This is a genomic window from Leclercia sp. UBA1284, assembly GCF_002308415.1.
In the GTDB taxonomy this organism is placed as follows: Bacteria; Pseudomonadota; Gammaproteobacteria; order Enterobacterales; family Enterobacteriaceae; genus Enterobacter; species Enterobacter pneumoniae.
This window is the reverse complement of record NZ_DBUS01000009.1, coordinates 384,100-400,347: the sequence shown is the minus strand read 5'-3', so window position 1 is coordinate 400,347 and position 16,248 is coordinate 384,100. Positions and strand designations below refer to the sequence as shown.

Genomic DNA, 16,248 nt, shown 5'->3' with positions numbered 1-16,248 from the left:
TACCAAGAATTCTCACCAATCAATACCTCTGGGATCTTGATTGTGGCTGTTGGGCACGGGCTTCGCCAGCGTGAAAACGCAAGCGAATGAGCCTAAGTGCAACCAGGTGTGAATATTTCCGCCGCCTGTTACATATTGAGTTACAAGCAAAAAAAAACCTGCGTAAGAACGCAGGCTGGTGTAACGCGGTTCATCAACTGACGTTGATTCCACCTATCAATACCTCTGGGATCCAGAATGTAGCAAGGGGGGCCGGACGCCAGCCAGCGAACAATCGCAACAGCCTGCGCCAAAGTGTAAGCAAAGATTCATAATCACACGCTCCTGAAACGCCTTGCCGTGTAACGATTACACTGTTTTCGTTGATAACTCCTGCTTTTGTGATCGCCACGATTTTCCCAGGCTTGAATAGACCTCGCTTTTCCGCAACACTGTTAGTGTGTGTAAACGCTTACCCAATACTGAAGGTGTTAAATGGCGACAATTAAGGATGTGGCCCGGCTGGCTGGAGTATCTGTCGCCACTGTCTCGCGCGTTATCAATGACTCCCCGAAAGCCAGCGAGGCCTCTCGCCAGGCGGTACTGACGGCGATGGAGTCCCTCAACTATCACCCTAATGCCAATGCCCGCGCCCTTGCTCAGCAGTCTACCGACACCGTCGGTCTGGTGGTGGGCGATGTCTCCGATCCGTTCTTTGGTGCCATGGTGAAAGCCGTGGAACAGGTTGCCTACCAGACCGGTAATTTCCTGCTGATTGGCAACGGCTACCACAGCGAGCAAAAAGAGCGTCAGGCCATTGAACAACTCATTCGCCATCGCTGCGCGGCGCTGGTGGTGCACGCCAAAGTATTGCCCGATGAAGAGCTCATTCATTTGATGAAGCAGATCCCCGGCATGGTGATTATCAACCGCATTATCCCGGGCTATGAGAAGCGCTGCGTGGCGCTGGACGACCGTTACGGCGCCTGGCTCGCTACCCGCCACCTTATTCAACAAGGCCATACGCGCATCGGCTATCTCTGCTCTAACCATCAAATTTCAGACGCTGACGATCGTCTGCAAGGCTATTACGACGCGCTGCGTGAAAACGGCCTGCCCTGCAATGATCGGCTGGTCACGTACGGCGAGCCCGATGAGAGCGGCGGGGAGCAGGCGATGACCGAGCTGCTGGGACGCGGACGTAATTTTAGCGCGGTGGCCTGTTATAACGATTCAATGGCCGCCGGGGCGATGGGGGTGCTGAACGATAATGGCGTTGAGGTGCCGGGCGAGATCTCACTGATTGGTTTCGACGACATTTTAATATCGCGCTATGTGCGGCCAAGGCTGACCACCGTGCGCTATCCGATTGTTACCATGGCAACCCAGGCTGCAGAGCTGGCCCTTTCCCTTGCTGAGAAACGCCAGCCGCCAGAAATCACCCATGTCTTTAGCCCGACGCTGGTGCGCCGTCACTCCGTTACGCCACCCGCCGAGGCGGTGAGCGAATAACGGTAGAGGTGCACCGTTTTGTCCGGGTACTCCAGCCCATCGCCGATATACTGCCAGCCGTAACGTTCGTAAAAGTCACGGCAGGCAGACCAGAGATGCAGCTCGTGATACCCGGCCTCTGTCGCCCAACGTCGTACATAATCCTGTAGTTGTCCCGCCAGCCCTTGTCCGCGTGCGGCTTCATCCACATACAGCGCTGCCAGCCAGGGATAGAGATCCTGACGGCTAATCAGATCGCAGCGCCAGAGCCCCACCGTGCCCAGCAGACGCTCGCCGTCGGTGGCGATAAAGGTCAGCGGCAGTGCCCCGGGCGTTTGGCTGTGCTGGACGATACTGGCGAAGAACGCCTGCGGTAATCCCTCACCAAAGGCCTGCCACAACCACTGCGCGACCTGCCCCGCATGCTGGGGGGCTGCGTACAGAGGCTGAATAGTCATACCAGCTTGCCCTGGAAAAGGGGCACCGACTCAAACAGATAGCCGTCAAAATCCGGTGCGTCTTCGTCAGAAAGCTCCAGCAGGCTCTTTTTGACGTTTTCCAGATGCTGAAACATGGCCTGCCAGGCGCCCATCACGTCGCGGCGACGCAATGCCGCCAGGATCGTCTGCCGATCCCCGAGCCACTTCAGACGATAGGCGCGACTGGCAATATGCACATTAAATTGTTGCCACAGTGGACTGCTGTCCATGTGGTGCCAGACGCTTTCGACCGTTGCCAGCAGCATCTGGTTTTGCGTGGCGCCCGCCAGCACCAGGTGGAACATCTTATTGTTGTCCTGGCTATTATCATTAGCCGCAATCGCCCGCTGCTCCTGCTCAATGATCCGCCGCAGGTTGTCGATATCGGCGCGGGTGGCCATTTTAGCGGCGAAAGCGGCGATATTGCTTTCGAGTAACTGCCGGGCCTGCAGGATTTCAAACGGGCCGACGTCGCTATTGAGGAAACGCTCTTCTTCGTTTTCGTGCTCTTCCGGAATGCGCATCACATACACGCCAGACCCCTGGCGAATATCCACCGTCCCCTGTAGTTCAAGCATCAGTAGCGCTTCACGGACGATGGTACGGCTCACCCCGTAGGTTTCCGCGATATTACGCTCCGGCGGCAGGCGCGATCCCACGGGATAGTGCCCCTGGATGATCTGCAGGCGCAGATCCTCGCCAATCTCCTGGTACTGCTTCTTTTCCGCCGGGACGACAGCCTTATCCACGTTATCACCTGTACTCTTTGTTAATGCGTCGGCCGGGCATCCGCCCGGCCAGTTTGTGCGCTATGTTACCAGAACTGGCACGCTCTTCGCCTACTTCCATTCTTCGTCGAGAGTGAGCGCCAGCACACGCTCATCACGCAGCTGGCGGAACCAACTCGCCGACTTCTTGGGCCGCCGGGCGCGCTGATTATCGAGATCGATCTCAATCAGGCCGTAGCGATTTTTAAAGGCATTCATTGGCGAGACATTATCGGTAAACGCCCACAGCATGTAGCCGTGACAGTTCGCCCCCTCTTCCCGCGCCAGTAGCGTGTAATAAAGATGTTCGCTGATGAACGTGATCCGGTAATCATCTTCTATGATTCCGTCACGGTTGCGGAACTGACTCTCGTTCTCGACCCCCATCCCGCTTTCGGCAACGAACCACGGGATGTTGCGATAGTCGTTTTTGATGCGCATTGCCATGTCATAAATAATACGCGGATAAATCTCCCAGCCGCGGGATTTATTCATGCGCCGCCCCGGCAGCTCAAAAGGCTCGTAATAATAGGCCGGATGGAAAGGTGTCTCAGGATGCCAGGCCCTGGAGGGCGCCTTAACCCGGTGCGGGTAATAAAGGTTGATGCCCAGCTCATCGACGGTGTTATCCGCAATTAGCGCCAGCTCCTGCTCATTGTATTCCCACTGCACATCGTGCTGTGCCAGTAGGGAGAACAGCGCCTGCGGGTAACGCCCGTGAACCAGCGGATCGAGAAAGACCCGGTTGTAGAAGAGATCGTAAATTTCTGCCGCCCGCACGTCATGCGCTGCGCGTGAGCGCGGATAGGTCACCTCCGGGTTGAGTATGCAGCCCACGCTTCCGCTGTAGCCTTTTTCGCGAAACAGTTTCACCACCTTTGCTGTCGCCAGCACTTTGTGATGGTTCCACTGCATCCAGGTGCCGGTGTTCTGCTCGTAGGGCCAGCGCAGCGCATCCAGATAGACGCGGGTCTGTACAACGATCGGCTCGTTAAAGGTGAACCAACGCTTCACGACCTTGTGATAACGGGCGAAGACCTGCTCTGCATACCGGGTGAAGAGCTCCACCACATGCTTCGATCCCCAGCCGCCGTAGGTCTCCAGCAGGGTGCCAGGCAGTTCGTAATGTTCGAGGCAGATCATCGGCTCAATGCCCTGGCGATGCATCTCGGCGAACAGTTCATCGTACCAGGCGGCGTAGGTCTCATCGACCACGGCATTTTCATAGTCGATTAAAAAGCGCGACCAGTTGATGGACGTGCGGTAATGGGTCAGTCCCGCCTGTTTCATCAGCGCCACGTCTTCCCTGAAGCGGTTGATGAAGTCGGTGGCCACCGCCGGGCCATAGCCGTTATGCCAGACGTGGCGATCATTTTTGTACCAGAGGTCAATCCAGGAGTCTTGTCCCTCTCGCTTGCCGCTCCAGCCTTCAGTCTGCCAGGCGGAGGCCGCCGCCCCCAGGATAAAATCCTGAGGGATGCTAATGCGTTTTATGCTCATGAAATCCTCATGCGTTATGGGTCGCCTGCTGGTTCTGGGCCTGCTGCGCGGCAATCTCTGCGCGGCGGGAGGCGATTTTCACAAAGGGCAGATAGATAAGTATCGCGGTCACAATGCAGATCAACTGGGTAATCACCGCCCCCATCGAGCCCGCCGTAGAGAGCCAGGCGTTAATCAGCGGCGGCGTCGTCCAGGGCACCATCACCACGGCTTTGCCGGCAAAACCGGTTACGGTGGCGAAATAGCCGATAGAGCCCGTCACCAGTGGGGTGATGATGAACGGGATCGCCAGAATCGGGTTGAGCATGATTGGCATACCGAAGATCACCGGTTCGTTAATATTGAAAATGCCGGGGCCAATCGAGAGCTTGGCGATCTCTTTCATCTCTTTACGTTTGGTGGCGATCATCACCGCGATCAGCAGCCCGATCGTCAGGCCGGAGCCGCCGATGCTCATATAGACATCCCAGAACGGCATGGTAATGATATTGGGCACCTCTTTGCCCTGCTCAAACGCGCTCATATTTACGGTGATGGCCCCCAGCAGAAGCGGCTCGCGGATCGGTTTGATCATCTGGTTGCCATGAATGCCGATCACCCAGAACAGCTGGGCCACAAACATCAGCAGCAGAATGCCCGGCAGGCTTTGCACCACGCGTTCAAGCGGCTGTTGCACCACCTGATAAACCGCATCGTACAGATACATACCGGTCAGCTGATGGAAGACAAAGCCGAAGGTGGCAATAGCGGTGGTGGTGATGATCGCCGGGATCAGCGCAGAAAAAGAGGCAGAAACGTTAGGCGGCACGGTGTCGGGCATTTTGATCTTCAGCCCGGGGCGGGTCTCCAGCCAGCAATAGATCTCTACCGACAGAATCGCGATAAACATGCCGAGGAACAGGCTGCGGGTGTCAGAGAATTGGCGCAGCAGCACATCTTTTACCACGTGCATTTCACCATCCACCAGCATCTCTACCGTCGTTGGCGTAACGCAAATAAAGCAGATGACCGCCAGCAGCCCCGGAAAGAGCGATTTAATGCCGTTGATCCGCCCCAGTTCGACGCCGATCAGGAACACGGCGCCGATATTCAGGAAGTTAAGGGTGGCGTAGTTAAGCGCGCTGGTGATGGGCTTTAGCGCCGCCAGGAACGAGAGCGACTGAAAGCTGGCCAGGCCGTTTTTCGGATCCAGCACCATATTGGAGATTAGCACCGAAAATGCCCCAACGATGATGACCGGCATTAAGGTGATGAAAGCGGATTTTATCGCCATGATGTAGCGATAACTGTTGAACTTGGTGGCGAAACTGCCCAGAGAATCGATCAGTTTTTCCTGTAAGGCCATAGGGGTAATACCTCAGTAAAAGGGCTTTTATTGAATAAGGTGTACAGCCGGATACTATTGGCATACCAAAAATAGCTTTCAGCGTCATATTGTTCTGTGACTTGGCTCGCAACGCGGTAAGAGGTATCCCAGATTGTGATTTAGATACACTTTGGTATACCACTTATCGCCCGCGATGCCGCGGGTGGCAAAAAGCGTGATCATGATGGGGGTTTTGCCCTACCCGCCCGGCTTAAGCGCCGGAACGTCTGTGATAAACTGCTTTTATAACGGGAATGCAGGAATAACGAATGGCAACAATGCTGGATGTCTCACTGCGTGCGGGCGTATCAAAAGCCACTGTATCGCGCGTGCTGAACGGCACAGGTCAGGTCAAAGAGAGTACGCGGCAGCAAGTGTTCAAAGCGATGGAAGAGCTGGGTTATCGCCCTAATTTTCTTGCCCGCTCGCTGGCTAACCGTACCAGCAACAGTATTGGCCTGGTGGTCTCCACCTTTGACGGATTCTACTTTGGCCGCCTGTTGCAACAAGCCTCGCGTCAGACAGAAACGCATGGCAAGCAGCTGATTGTTACCGATGGCCACGACACGCCCGAGCGGGAGCAGGAAGCCGTGCAGATGCTGGCGGATCGTCAGTGCGACGCCATCGTCCTCTATACCCGGTATATGAGCGAAAAAGCCATTATGGCGCTGATCAACAGCGTGAAGATGCCGCTTATTGTCATCAACCGTGACGTCAGCCAGGCCCGCGATCGCTGCGTCTTCTTCGAGCAGCAGGATGCGGCGTATAAAGCCGTGGATTATCTGATTCGCCAGGGGCATCGGGAGATCGCCTGTATGACGGTACCGATCCATACGCCGACCGGGAAAGCGCGCCTGATGGGGTATCGTAAAGCGCTGGAAGAACACGGCATTGCGTGGGAGGAGAGCCGGGTAAAATATGGCGACGCCGGGATGACGCGGGGCTATGAACTCTGCCGCGAACTGCTTACCGAAAACGTGAAGTTTACCGCCCTGTTTGCCTGTAACGACGATATGGCGCTGGGCTCATCGAAAGCGCTGCACCAGGCGGGGCTGCGTATTCCGCAGGATGTCTCTCTGTTCGGCTTTGATGACGCCCCCTGCGCGAAATGGCTGGAGCCAGCCCTGTCGACCGTCTATCTGCCGATCGACAATATGATCACCACGGCTATCGATCAGGCAATCCGGCTGGCGAATGACCAGCCGATCGAGGCGATCCCGCCCTTTACCGGCACGCTCGTCATCCGGGACTCCGTCGCGCCAGGGCCGGAGTATGATCAGAAGAGTTCCAGCGCCAGTAATTCCTGAATCGTCTGACGGCGGCGGATCAGGCGTGCCGCGCCGTTATCAAACAGCACTTCCGGCAGTAGCGGGCGGCTGTTGTAGTTAGAAGACATCGACGCACCGTAGGCCCCCGTATCATGCAGTACCAGATAATCTCCCGGTACTACGGCGGGCAGCGAACGGGTTTCGACCTTGCCGCCTTCCAGCTGGGTAAAGACATCACCGGATTCACACAGCGGCCCGGCGACCACGGTTTCTACCTGCTCTGCCTGGGTTAAATCGCGCCCGTCGCCAGCCAGCGCGGTAATGTGATGATAGCTGCCGTACATTGCCGGGCGCATCAGATCGTTGAATCCTGCGTCGATCAGTACGAAGTGGCGGCTACCCATTGTCTTGACGCTACGCACCTGTGCCACCAATACGCCGGACTCTGCCACCAGGAAACGCCCTGGTTCGATCTCCAGCTTCACCGGATGGCCGAGGTGAGCGGCAATTTTGTCACGCGCGGCGCTCCACAGACCGTAATAGTGATCGGTATCGATCGCTTCTTCCCCTTCACGATACGGAATAGAGAGGCCGCCGCCCGCAGAGATCGCTTCCAGATCCTGCCCGAAATCCATGACCTGACGCACCATGGCACCGCATACCTGCTCCAGATGGCCGTAATCGACGCCAGAACCAATGTGCATGTGAATGCCCACCAGCTTCAGGTTGTACTGTTGCAATACCTTCAGCGCCGCCGGCAGATCGCTATACCAGATGCCGTGTTTACTGTTCTCGCCGCCGGTATTCGTTTTCTGACTGTGGCCATGGCCAAAGCCGGGGTTAACGCGCAGCCAGACGCGATGACCAGGCGAAACCTCCCCTAACTGGGCAAGCATATCTACCGAGCCCGCGTTAACCGGGATCTGCAGTTCATGCACGCGGGCCAGGGTTTCGCTGTCGATCAGATCGGCAGTAAACACAATGGCATCGCCATCGGCTTGCGGATCATAACCCGCCGCCAGGGCACGTTCGATCTCCCCCAGCGATACGGAGTCGACTTTGACACCCTGCTCGCGCATCAGGCGCAGGATATGGATGTTTGAGCACGCTTTCTGAGCGAAACGCACCACATCAAACTGATGCAGCGCGGCGATTTTTTCGCGAACGATCTGTGCGTCATAAACCCAGACCGGGCAGCCAAACTCCGCAGGCAGGCGCAGCAGATTCTCGGCGTTGAGGGCGGTGTCTGTGTTGTGTAACGAGCGTGGCATGGTCTTCTCCGGTACAGGTTTTTTATGATTACGCCACAGTGCGAACCGAATAAAAAATATCGTTTTATCGTCAGTCTATGCAAAAATGATATGGATAACTTTTTGCCACAGGCCACCGTTATGCCCGCCGTTAACCTACGCCATATCGAAATCTTCCACGCCGTGATGACCGCCGGTAACCTGACCGAGGCCGCACGTCTGCTCCACACCTCGCAGCCCACGGTCAGCCGCGAGCTGGCGCGCTTTGAAAAGGTAATTGGGTTGACGCTCTTTGAGCGAAGCCGCGGGCGTCTGCATCCTACGGTGCAAGGGCTGCGGCTCTTTGAAGAGGTCCAGCGCTCCTGGTACGGGCTGGACAGGATTGTCAGCGCCGCCGAAAGCCTGCGTGAATTCCGCCAGGGAGAGTTGTCGATCGCCTGTCTGCCGGTTTTTTCCCAGTCCTTTTTACCGACGCTGTTACAGCCCTTTCTGACGCGCTATCCCGACGTCAATCTCACTATCGTGCCGCAAGAATCCCCGCTACTTGAGGAGTGGCTTTCCGCCCAGCGACACGATCTGGGGCTGACGGAAACCTTGCTCACCCCTGCCGGAACGGAACGTACTGAACTGCTGTCGCTGGATGAGGTGTGCGTGCTGCCCGCAGGGCATCCGCTCAGTCAGAAGAGCGTGCTCACCCCCGCCGATTTTCAGGGTGAGAACTACATTAGCTTGTCGCGCACCGACAGCTATCGCCAGCTGCTGGATTCGCTCTTTAGCGAGCATCAGGTTAAACGCCGGATGGTGGTGGAGACCCACAGCGCAGCATCGATTTGCGCCATGGTGCGCGCAGGGGTAGGAATTTCGGTAGTGAATCCGCTCACGGCGCTGGAGTATGCGGCAAGCGGAGTGGTTATCCGCCCGTTTAGCCTCTCGGTGCCGTTCACGGTGAGTTTGGTCCGCCCGCTGCACCGCCCGGCCTCCGCCCTGGTGGAGGCATTCAGTGGCTGGTTACAGCAGGGGGCAAAACAGTTTACGGCCGATCTTCTCAGGACAACATAAATTCCACCGCATCTGCCGCGTGGATCGCCGCCGTATCGAAGACCGGAATGGGGCTGTGCTCAGCAGGCACCAGCAGGCCAATCTCGGTGCAGCCGAAGATCACTCCTTCCGCCCCCTGCGCCGCCAGTTTCTCGATCACGCTAAGATAATAGTCGCGCGAGGCATCACTAAAGGTGCCGAGGCAGAGCTCTGCAAAGATGATCTCATTGATGCGCGCGCGGTCTGCTTCATCGGGGATCAGCGTTTCAATGGCAAACTGCGACGTCAGACGGCCCCGGTAAAAGTCCTGCTCCATGGTATAGCGGGTGCCCAGCAGTGCCACGCGCGACATGCCGGATGTCGTAATCGCCCGCCCGGTCGCATCGGCAATATGCAGAAATGGCAGCGGGCAAAGCGCTTCAATATGCGTCGCAACTTTGTGCATGGTATTAGTACAGAGCAGAATAGCTTCGGCCCCCGCCTGCTGCAGGCCCAGCGCCGCGCTGGCCAGCATCTCTCCGGCTTTGTCCCACTCGCCGCTTGACTGACAGGCTTCGATCTCATGAAAGTCCACGCTATGCAGCAGCAGACTCGCAGAGTGCAGACCACCCAGGCGCTGCTTTACGCCCTCATTGATTAAACGATAATAGGGAATGGTTGATTCCCAACTCATTCCGCCCAACAGACCGATCGTTTTCATTCTGCTCCCCTTTCTGGTTTTCCTCAGTGAAGCAAACTTGTGATCGAGTTTCCAGTTCCTTGGTTCAACGTTTTCTTTTTATACGGGCTGAGATAAGTTAATTGAAACAACGTTTCACTCTATATCAGGATACAACCATGTTTATTTTTCATAAAGAGACCCGCCTGGACGATTTGGGCAACGGCGTGACGCGCCGCATTCTGGCTCACGATGGCAAAATGATGGCAGTAGAGGTGAATTTTGAGGAGGGGGCAATTGGCCCGATGCACAACCATCCGCACGAGCAGCTGACCTATGTGCTGTCTGGCGAGTTTGAGTTCACTATCGGTGATGAAAAACATATCGTGACCGCTGGCGATACGCTCTATAAAGAACCGCATGTGATGCACGGCTGCGTCTGTCTGAAGCCCGGTACGCTGCTGGATACCTTCACGCCGGTGCGCGAAGACTTTCTGAAGTAAATAAGAGGGCGCGATTAAGCGCCCTTTTCTTTCCTGCCTTTATGCCGCTACCGCCTCGGGCAGTGGAATACGGGAACTTAATGCCTGGTTCAACAGTACGCTACCGCAAGCGAATAGCCCACCCAGTAATCCCGCCAGCAGTACAATGAGCGCTTTACCCGGGCCGTCTTTATTCACCGGCATAGAAGGGGAAAGCTGATATTTAAACGGCTCTACGTTCACATCTTCAATAGAAAGGTTTTCCAGCTGTTGCAGATAGTATTGACGGTTCTGGAAGTCCGCATTGAGTTCAGCCACGTCCTTGATATTTTTTTCAATCTGCAGTTTCTGCGCGATACCGTCAGCGCCTAACGCCACTGAGTAGTCAGGATCATCCTTCACGGCTTGCCCGTTACTGTAGACCGGCTTTTTGATGCCCGCCGCGTTAGCGACCTCCAGCGAGTAATGCAGGCGCTGAAGATTGGTGTTGTGGACATTGATCAGGCGCACCCTATCAAGCTGCAATTGCTCTTTTACCACTTTGGTTTTCAGCGCGATCTGGTTGCGTATGTTCTGCATTGTCTCCTGCTCGACGATGCGAGAGACGTAGTTGATATAGCCCTCCAGCACGGTCTGCGCATCGGCTGCTGTTGGCGCGGTAAAGCTCAACGTCCAGGAAATATAGGGTGCTTTATCCGTATCTTTTGCGGAGGTGTTATCGGCTGCTTTCATTCTGTCAGCGATGCTGACCACCGCGCGATGCAGCGTCAGGGGATCCACCTCTGTGCCTTTCAACTGCCCCACTACATAGGGGGAACTCGCCATGTACTCTTCGAGAAGGGACTGCGACTGGAATTTTTTAATGAACATTTTGAACACTTCCGGTCGGTCCACCTTAACGTCAACATCAAGGACTTGTAACGCAACCATCATCTGGCGCAGCGGGTTCCACTGTGTCTGTTCTGCCGGGGTGATAATGGCTTTACTGGTCCATTTCTGCGGGAGTAAAAACGCGATTGCCAGGCCGGCCAACGCAAACGCGAAGGTAATTGCCACGATGCGCTTTTTGGCTGCAAAAAGGGTCTGTAACAACTCCAGAAGGTCTATTTCTCGGGTATTGACTGCCGGGGAGGCATAACGAGGGAAATCGAGGTCCGTGTGTTTGTTGGTATCCATAGATGACATAACCGTTTTTCTTTTAAAGGTGCAGTGCATTTCTGCCTTGCAAATTACGGGGATCCCGATGATACAAGAAACTAAGAATAATCTGAACGCCTGAATGGTATATCTGTCGATGGGCTATCAAATTTAGTAGCCCATCCAACAAAAGGATTGCTGCTATAAAATCTCTCCGTTATGCCCCACCCTCCTCTTCCTTTTGGCGAGTGCAATTTTTTGAAATGACGCAAAAATGCCAGCCCCATCACCTTATTGAAACAGCGTTTCGACATCGATCACATTTCCATCATTAACCGAATGACGCGGAAATAAATAGCAATAAAATAAAATAAAACGATGTTTTAGTATTCAAGAAAGGCAGTTCGTAAGTTTTGAAAACCAGACACTTCAGTGCGAGGTGCATTCTGAAAATAACTTATAAATCAGTAGGTAACGGGTGACCAACCTTCGCATCGCCCTAAAAATTTTCCCTCATGCTAAGGAACACAGGCGTGAGCAGTCTTTACAAATGCAGATTCCGTTTTTTAAACCATTGATCGCCAGGTAGGTATGTATGAATGAAAACAAGCTGCTGGGGTTAGCATGGATATCGCCCTACATAATTGGGTTGATACTCTTTACTGCTTTCCCATTTGTTTCATCTTTCTTCCTCAGTTTTACTGATTACGATTTGATGAGCCCGCCGGTATTTAACGGCATTGAGAACTATCGCTACATGTTTACCGAAGACACCCTCTTCTGGAAATCCATGGGCGTGACCTTCGCGTATGTATTTTTAACCATCCCATTAAAGCTGGCCTTTGCCCTTGGCATCGCTTTTGTCCTGAACTTTAAATTACGCGGCATTGGATTCTTCCGAACCGCTTACTATATTCCGTCGATCCTGGGCAGCTCCGTCGCGATTGCCGTTCTGTGGCGCGCCCTGTTTGCCATCGATGGGCTGTTAAATAGCTTTATCGGCGTATTTGGCCTCGATCCGGTCAACTGGCTTGGTGAGCCTTCGCTGGCGCTGATGTCCGTTACCCTGCTGCGCGTATGGCAGTTCGGCTCCGCGATGGTCATCTTCCTTGCCGCCCTGCAAAACGTGCCGCAATCCCAGTACGAAGCGGCAATGATCGACGGCGCATCTAAGTGGCAGATGTTCATGAAAGTGACCGTGCCGCTGATTACCCCGGTGATCTTCTTTAACTTCATTATGCAGACGACCCAGGCGTTCCAGGAATTTACCGGGCCGTATGTCATCACCGGCGGTGGGCCGACTTACTCGACCTATCTGTTCTCGCTCTACATCTACGACACCGCATTCAAATACTTTGACATGGGTTATGGCGCCGCACTGGCCTGGGTCCTGTTCCTGGTCGTTGCTGTCTTCGCCGCTATCGCCTTTAAGTCTTCGAAATACTGGGTGTTCTACTCCGCCGATAAGGGAGGCAAAAATGGCTGATATTCAACAACTCTCCACGGCGAGAAGCATCGCAGAACGCGAGGTGGCCCGTACGCTGCGTCGTGAAAAAATTAGCGCCAGCATTCGCTATGTGATCCTGCTGTTTGTTGGCCTGCTGATGCTCTACCCACTGGTGTGGATGTTCTCGGCGTCGTTCAAACCGAACCACGAGATCTTTACCACCCTGAGCCTGTGGCCTGCCCATGCCACCTGGGATGGTTTTGTGAATGGCTGGAAAACCGGCACCGAGTACAACTTCGGTCATTACATGCTCAACACCTTTAAGTATGTCATTCCAAAAGTGATCCTGACCATTATCTCCTCCACCATCGTGGCGTACGGCTTTGCCCGCTTCGAGATCCCCTGGAAGAAGTTCTGGTTCGCGACGCTGATCACCACCATGTTGCTGCCAAGCACCGTGCTGCTGATCCCGCAGTACCTGATGTTCCGTGAAATGGGCATGCTGAACAGCTATATGCCGCTGTACCTGCCGCTGGCCTTCGCCACGCAAGGGTTCTTCGTCTTCATGCTGATCCAGTTCCTGCGCGGCGTGCCGCGAGACATGGAAGAGGCGGCGCAGATTGACGGCTGTAACTCTATTCAGGTGCTGTGGTACGTGGTGGTACCTATCCTGAAGCCGGCCATCATCTCCGTGGCACTGTTCCAGTTCATGTGGTCCATGAACGACTTTATCGGGCCGCTGATCTATGTCTACAGCGTGGATAAATACCCGATTGCACTGGCTCTGAAAATGTCCATCGACGTCACCGAAGGGGCGCCGTGGAACGAAATTCTGGCAATGGCGAGCATCTCCATTCTGCCATCCATCATTGTCTTCTTCCTGGCACAGCGCTACTTCGTACAGGGCGTAACCAGCAGCGGAATTAAAGGTTAAGAGGGAAATATCATGGCTGAAGTTATCTTCAACAAACTGGAAAAGGTTTACTCCAACGGCTTCAAAGCGGTACATGCTATCGACCTGAAAATAGCTGAAGGTGAGTTCATGGTGATCGTCGGCCCTTCCGGCTGCGCGAAGTCCACCACGCTGCGTATGCTGGCCGGTCTGGAGACCATTAGCGGCGGCGAAGTGCGCATCGGCGACAAGATCGTCAATAACCTGGCGCCAAAAGAGCGCGGGATTGCGATGGTGTTCCAGAACTACGCCCTTTACCCGCATATGACCGTGCGCGAAAACCTGGCCTTTGGCTTGAAGCTGAGCAAACTGCCGAAAACGCAAATTGAGGCGCAGGTGAATGAAGCGGCTAAAATCCTTGAACTGGAAGAGTTGCTGGATCGCCTGCCGCGCCAGCTCTCCGGGGGCCAGGCCCAGCGTGTGGCGGTAGGCCGTGCGATTGTGAAAAAGCCGGATGTGTTCCTGTTTGACGAACCGCTCTCCAACCTGGATGCCAAACTGCGTGCCTCAATGCGTATTCGTATTTCGGATCTGCACAAGCAGCTGAAGGCCTCCGGCAAACCGGCGACCACCGTCTACGTAACGCACGATCAGACCGAAGCGATGACCATGGGCGACCGCATCTGCGTGATGAAACTGGGTCATATCATGCAGGTAGATACCCCGGACAACCTCTACCACAAGCCGAAAAACATGTTCGTGGCCGGTTTTATTGGCTCGCCGGAGATGAACATCCGCGCCAGCAAACTGGTGCACCAGGACGGCCAGCTCGCCCTGACCATCGGCGACCAGACCATGCCGCTAAGCGCTGAACTGAAAGAGAAAGTCGAGAGCCACGTTGGCCAGGACATTTTCTACGGGATTCGCCCGGACTTTGTCTCGCTCTCTGATGAGCCCTTCCTTCAGGGCGGCTGCTGCGGCGAGATGGTTCGCGCCGAAAACATGGGGCACGAATTCTTTGTTTACCTGAAAGTCGCCGACTATGAACTGACAGCCCGCATTCCTTCCGACGAAGCTAAGCCCATGATTGAAAAGGGGCTTCATCGTAAGGTGTATTTTAAGTTCGACATGAATAAGTGTCATATCTTTGACGCGAAATCTGAACAGAACATATCTCTCTGACTGGAGTTATAAAAATGAAAAAAGTGCTTTTAAGCGCAGCAATCTCCGCTACCCTGGGTCTGACTGCTTTGCCATCGATGGCGCAGGATGTTGATTTACGTATGTCCTGGTGGGGCGGTAATGGCCGCCATCAGGTGACGCTGAAGGCGATTGAAGAGTTCCACAAACAGAATCCGGACATCAACGTTAAAGCCGAATACACGGGGTGGGACGGACACCTCTCCCGTCTGACGACGCAAATCGCAGGCGGCACCGAGCCGGACGTGATGCAGACCAACTGGAACTGGCTGCCGATCTTCTCTAAGACCGGTGAGGGCTTCTACGACCTGAACAAAATGAAAGATGTTATCGACCTGGCACAGTTCGATCCTAAAGAGCTGCAGTCCACCACGGTAAACGGCAAGCTGAACGGGATCCCTATCTCCGTGACCGCGCGCGTCTTCTATTTCAACGATGAAACCTGGAAAAAAGCCGGTGTCACCTACCCAAAAACCTGGGATGAGCTGATGGCGGCGGGTAAAACCTTCGAAAGCAAACTGGGAAAACAGTATTACCCGGTTGTACTGGAGCATCAGGACACCCTGGCGCTGCTGAACTCTTATATGACTCAGAAGTACAACATCCCGGCGGTTGATGAAAAGGCGAAAAAATTCTCCTACAGCAAAGAGCAGTGGGTGGAATTTTTCCAGACCTACAAAAAGCTGGTTGATAGCCACGTGATGCCAGACACCAAATACTATGCCTCATTTGGTAAGAGCAACATGTATGAGATGAAGCCGTGGATCCAGGGTGAATGGGGCGGGACCTATATGTGGAACTCCACCATCACCAAGTATTCCGACAACCTGAAGCCACCGGCAAAACTGGAGCTGGGTAGCTACCCAATGCTGCCGGGCGCAACGGACGCGGGTCTGTTCTTTAAACCGGCACAGATGCTCTCCATCGGCAAATCGACGAAGAATCCGGAAGCGGCCGCTAAGTTGATTAACTTCCTGCTGAACAGCAAAGAGGGTGTCCATACTCTGGGCCTGGAACGTGGCGTACCGCTGAGTAAAGCGGCAGTGCAGTATCTGACGGAAGACGGCACCATCAAAGAGAACGATCCTTCCGTAGCGGGTCTGCGCCTGGCGCAGTCACTGCCTGCCAAACTCTCCGTATCGCCATACTTTGACGATCCGCAGATCGTGGCGCAGTTCGGCACCTCCCTGCAATACCTCGACTACGGCCAGAAAACCGTGGAAGAGACTGCCGCTGACTTCCAGCGTCAGGCTGAACGTATTCTGAAGCGCGCCATGCGCTAACAAGGACTTAC

At 54.8% G+C, this 16,248-nt stretch carries 15 protein-coding genes; 8 read left to right on the top strand and 7 right to left on the bottom strand.

What is annotated here, in order from left to right:
- The first annotated feature begins 474 nt into the window (after positions 1 to 474).
- Entirely contained in the window at positions 475 to 1,491 is a 1,017-nt protein-coding gene (gene galR, locus B3511_RS20510) for an HTH-type transcriptional regulator GalR (protein WP_040074193.1), read from the top strand.
- On the opposite strand, the gene B3511_RS20505 is transcribed toward galR, so the two are convergent.
- The 4 genes from B3511_RS20505 to B3511_RS20490 all read right to left on the bottom strand — a co-directional run bounded on the left by B3511_RS20505 (position 1,452) and on the right by B3511_RS20490 (position 5,561).
- Positions 1,452 to 1,928, bottom strand: coding sequence for a GNAT family N-acetyltransferase (locus B3511_RS20505; RefSeq protein ID WP_286791467.1), 477 nt, complete (start codon positions 1,926 to 1,928; stop codon positions 1,452 to 1,454). The two genes, galR and B3511_RS20505, sit on opposite strands and share 40 nt — an antisense overlap.
- Positions 1,925 to 2,698, bottom strand: coding sequence for a GntR family transcriptional regulator (locus B3511_RS20500; RefSeq protein ID WP_040074191.1), 774 nt, complete (start codon positions 2,696 to 2,698; stop codon positions 1,925 to 1,927). Before B3511_RS20500 ends, B3511_RS20505 begins: the two co-directional genes overlap by 4 nt.
- 90 nt (positions 2,699 to 2,788) lie before the next feature.
- Positions 2,789 to 4,216, bottom strand: coding sequence for a glycoside hydrolase family 1 protein (locus B3511_RS20495; RefSeq protein WP_286791464.1), 1,428 nt, complete (start codon positions 4,214 to 4,216; stop codon positions 2,789 to 2,791).
- A 7-nt stretch (positions 4,217 to 4,223) separates the two neighbouring features.
- Positions 4,224 to 5,561, bottom strand: a complete 1,338-nt coding sequence (locus tag B3511_RS20490) for a PTS sugar transporter subunit IIC (protein ID WP_040074187.1) — start codon at positions 5,559 to 5,561, stop codon at positions 4,224 to 4,226.
- 290 nt (positions 5,562 to 5,851) lie between these two features.
- Here B3511_RS20490 and B3511_RS20485 point away from each other — a divergent pair, with 290 nt between their 5' ends.
- Positions 5,852 to 6,889: a LacI family DNA-binding transcriptional regulator gene (locus B3511_RS20485; RefSeq protein ID WP_207292346.1), complete on the top strand. Its 1,038-nt coding sequence runs from the start codon at positions 5,852 to 5,854 to the stop codon at positions 6,887 to 6,889.
- On the opposite strand, the gene lysA is transcribed toward B3511_RS20485, so the two are convergent.
- On the bottom strand, positions 6,859 to 8,121 hold the full coding sequence (lysA, locus tag B3511_RS20480; protein ID WP_286791462.1) for a diaminopimelate decarboxylase: 1,263 nt from the start codon (positions 8,119 to 8,121) through the stop codon (positions 6,859 to 6,861). The two genes, B3511_RS20485 and lysA, sit on opposite strands and share 31 nt — an antisense overlap.
- A gap of 120 nt (positions 8,122 to 8,241) precedes the next feature.
- On the opposite strand from lysA, the gene B3511_RS20475 reads away from it, so the two are divergent.
- Positions 8,242 to 9,159, top strand: a complete 918-nt coding sequence (locus B3511_RS20475; protein ID WP_286791485.1) for a LysR family transcriptional regulator — start codon at positions 8,242 to 8,244, stop codon at positions 9,157 to 9,159.
- Here the strand turns inward: B3511_RS20475 and B3511_RS20470 are convergent.
- The gene (locus B3511_RS20470) at positions 9,146 to 9,838 is read right to left on the bottom strand and encodes an aspartate/glutamate racemase (RefSeq protein WP_286791461.1); all 693 of its coding nucleotides are present in this window, start codon (positions 9,836 to 9,838) and stop codon (positions 9,146 to 9,148) included. The genes B3511_RS20475 and B3511_RS20470 overlap by 14 nt on opposite strands.
- Before the next feature lie 137 nt (positions 9,839 to 9,975).
- On the opposite strand from B3511_RS20470, the gene B3511_RS20465 reads away from it, so the two are divergent.
- Positions 9,976 to 10,299, top strand: coding sequence for a cupin domain-containing protein (locus B3511_RS20465; protein ID WP_040074182.1), 324 nt, complete (start codon positions 9,976 to 9,978; stop codon positions 10,297 to 10,299).
- A gap of 39 nt (positions 10,300 to 10,338) precedes the next feature.
- Here the strand turns inward: B3511_RS20465 and wzz(fepE) are convergent, their stop codons facing one another.
- Positions 10,339 to 11,463, bottom strand: coding sequence for an LPS O-antigen length regulator Wzz(fepE) (wzz(fepE), locus tag B3511_RS20460; protein WP_286791459.1), 1,125 nt, complete (start codon positions 11,461 to 11,463; stop codon positions 10,339 to 10,341).
- Positions 11,464 to 12,010: 547 nt separating this feature from the next.
- Here wzz(fepE) and B3511_RS20455 point away from each other — a divergent pair.
- From B3511_RS20455 to B3511_RS20440, 4 genes are read left to right on the top strand one after another with little or no spacing between them, the layout of a single operon-like run.
- Entirely contained in the window at positions 12,011 to 12,901 is an 891-nt protein-coding gene (locus B3511_RS20455; RefSeq protein ID WP_040074179.1) for a carbohydrate ABC transporter permease, read from the top strand.
- Positions 12,894 to 13,796 carry a carbohydrate ABC transporter permease gene (locus tag B3511_RS20450; protein WP_040074178.1) on the top strand — a complete coding sequence of 301 codons (903 nt, stop codon included), beginning with the start codon at positions 12,894 to 12,896 and terminating at the stop codon, positions 13,794 to 13,796. The genes B3511_RS20455 and B3511_RS20450 overlap by 8 nt, the downstream gene beginning before the upstream one ends.
- A 12-nt stretch (positions 13,797 to 13,808) precedes the next feature.
- Positions 13,809 to 14,936 carry an ABC transporter ATP-binding protein gene (locus B3511_RS20445; RefSeq protein WP_046887096.1) on the top strand — a complete coding sequence of 376 codons (1,128 nt, stop codon included), beginning with the start codon at positions 13,809 to 13,811 and terminating at the stop codon, positions 14,934 to 14,936.
- A 14-nt stretch (positions 14,937 to 14,950) separates the two neighbouring features.
- Positions 14,951 to 16,237: an ABC transporter substrate-binding protein gene (locus B3511_RS20440; RefSeq protein WP_207292350.1), complete on the top strand. Its 1,287-nt coding sequence runs from the start codon at positions 14,951 to 14,953 to the stop codon at positions 16,235 to 16,237.
- The last annotated feature ends 11 nt before the right edge of the window (positions 16,238 to 16,248 follow it).